The sequence below is a fragment of the Heyndrickxia acidiproducens DSM 23148 genome (genome assembly GCF_000374345.1).
GTDB lineage: Bacteria > Bacillota > Bacilli > Bacillales > Bacillaceae_C > Weizmannia > Weizmannia acidiproducens.
In genome coordinates, this window is record NZ_KB894074.1 from 1 (window position 1) to 1630 (window position 1630).

At 41.5% G+C, this 1630-nt stretch carries 2 protein-coding genes; one reads left to right on the forward strand and one right to left on the reverse strand.

The features are described from left to right. Window positions 1-389: 389 nt before the first annotated feature. Entirely contained in the window at window positions 390-896 is a 507-nt protein-coding gene (locus tag C232_RS0118225; RefSeq protein WP_018665540.1) for a YbaK/EbsC family protein, read from the reverse strand. A gap of 177 nt (window positions 897-1073) precedes the next feature. Between C232_RS0118225 and C232_RS19065 the strand changes: the two genes are divergently transcribed. Next, complete coding sequence (locus C232_RS19065; protein ID WP_018665541.1) at window positions 1074-1457, forward strand: GNAT family N-acetyltransferase; 384 nt, start codon at window positions 1074-1076, stop codon at window positions 1455-1457. Window positions 1458-1630 lie beyond the last annotated feature (173 nt).

The following is a 1630-nucleotide window of genomic DNA, read 5'->3' on the forward strand; positions in this document are numbered from 1 at the left end:
TTTTCTTCCGGCGCAGGCTTTCATTACACTTATGAACGACCGCGCACACGGGTTTTCTCCCGCCGCGGGCTTTCATTCCCCTTATGAACGACCAAAAACGTGGGTTTTCTTCCACCACAGGCTTTCATCACACTTATGAACGACCGCGCACACGGGTTTTCTCCCGCTGCGGGCTTTCATTCCCCTTATGAACGACCGCGCACACGGGTTTTCTTCCACCGTGGGCTTTCATCCTCCTTATGAACGACCAGGCGCGCGGGTTTTCTCCCGCCGCGGGCTTTCATTACACTTATGAACGACCGGAAACGTGGATATTCTCCCGCTGCGGGCTTTCATTCCCCTTATGAACGACCAGGCGCGCGGTTTTTAGCTTTAGGGGATTTGTTAAATTAGGAGATGGCTTCCTGGCCGTATGAATCTTTCTGCCAGCCTTTGCATACATCCACCCATTTGACTGCATTGCCATATGTATATAACTCATCGCATGTCAGTTCAATCGCAGAGTTTCCGCTCCCGCATGCCGGAAATACGGTTGTAAACCGTTTAAGTGAAACATCCATGTAAACCGGCAAATTGTTTTTTAATCCGAACGGGCAGACGCCTCCCACAGCATGGCCGGTTTGTGCCAAAGTTTCTTCCGGCGCCAGCATCCGCGCTTTCGTACCGAATGTATGGCGGAATTTTTTATTGTCAATTTTGGCATCACCCGCTGCAACTACCAGCATGGCTTCTTCTTCACCCGCGCCCCTGAACGCAAGCGTCTTGGCAATTCTCTCCGGTTCTACATGCAGCGCATTTGCTGCCAGTTCTACCGTGGCGCTGGATAAAGGAAGTTCAAGAACATCCCCTTGCCTGTCCCATTGTTGAAAATATTTTTTTACAGCTTCCAAAGACATAAATTAATCTACTCCTTTTATAAAAATCTTCTGTATAATAAGTTTAATACGATGGGTTTTGAAAAACAATTTTTTTCACCGTATACTTTTTTGCTTAATTTTTAAACCTAATATGAAATTGAGAAAATGCCTTTATACAAGTGAAGTGATAAAAAATTAAGGGAGATTTTGCGAAACATGAACAATCAAATTTTTTATGGCAATCTGTTAAAACTAACAGCGCAGAAACCTAATGATGCTGATGCTGATGTAATGGAAAAATGGTATGAAGATGCAGAATTTCTGCGAAATGTTGACACTGACATAGCCATACCAAAATCCGCAAATGAATTAAATTCAGAGGAAGTAAATACCAGTAGCAGCAATACCGAATTTAGAGTAAGAACTCTCGGGAATAATAATTTAGTTGGTTTCGTAGCAATTCACAGCATTGAATGGAATAACCGTTCTGCACTCTTATCGATTGGAATTGGAGAAGCAGAAAATCGAAATAAAGGTTATGGAAAAGATGCTCTTAGAATTATTTTGCAGTATGCATTTAACGAATTGAATTTAAATTGAATAGGATTAGATGTTATTGAACTAAAACTTGAAACACTAAAATTCATTCTCATTACTTGTCTTACAAGGGTTTAGAGTAAAAATAAAAGCATGAACACTGGAAACTCGGTATAATTGAAGTGCTAACTAACAATTAATCGAGGAGTGTTCATGTTATGAAAATTATAACACAA

Excerpts from the sequence above, each read along its gene's own strand:
- C232_RS19065 (WP_018665541.1), top strand. The coding sequence starts at position 1,074 with ATGAACAATCAAATTTTTTATGGCAATCTGTTAAAACTAACAGCGCAG.
- C232_RS0118225 (WP_018665540.1), bottom strand. The coding sequence starts at position 896 with ATGTCTTTGGAAGCTGTAAAAAAATATTTTCAACAATGGGACAGGCAA.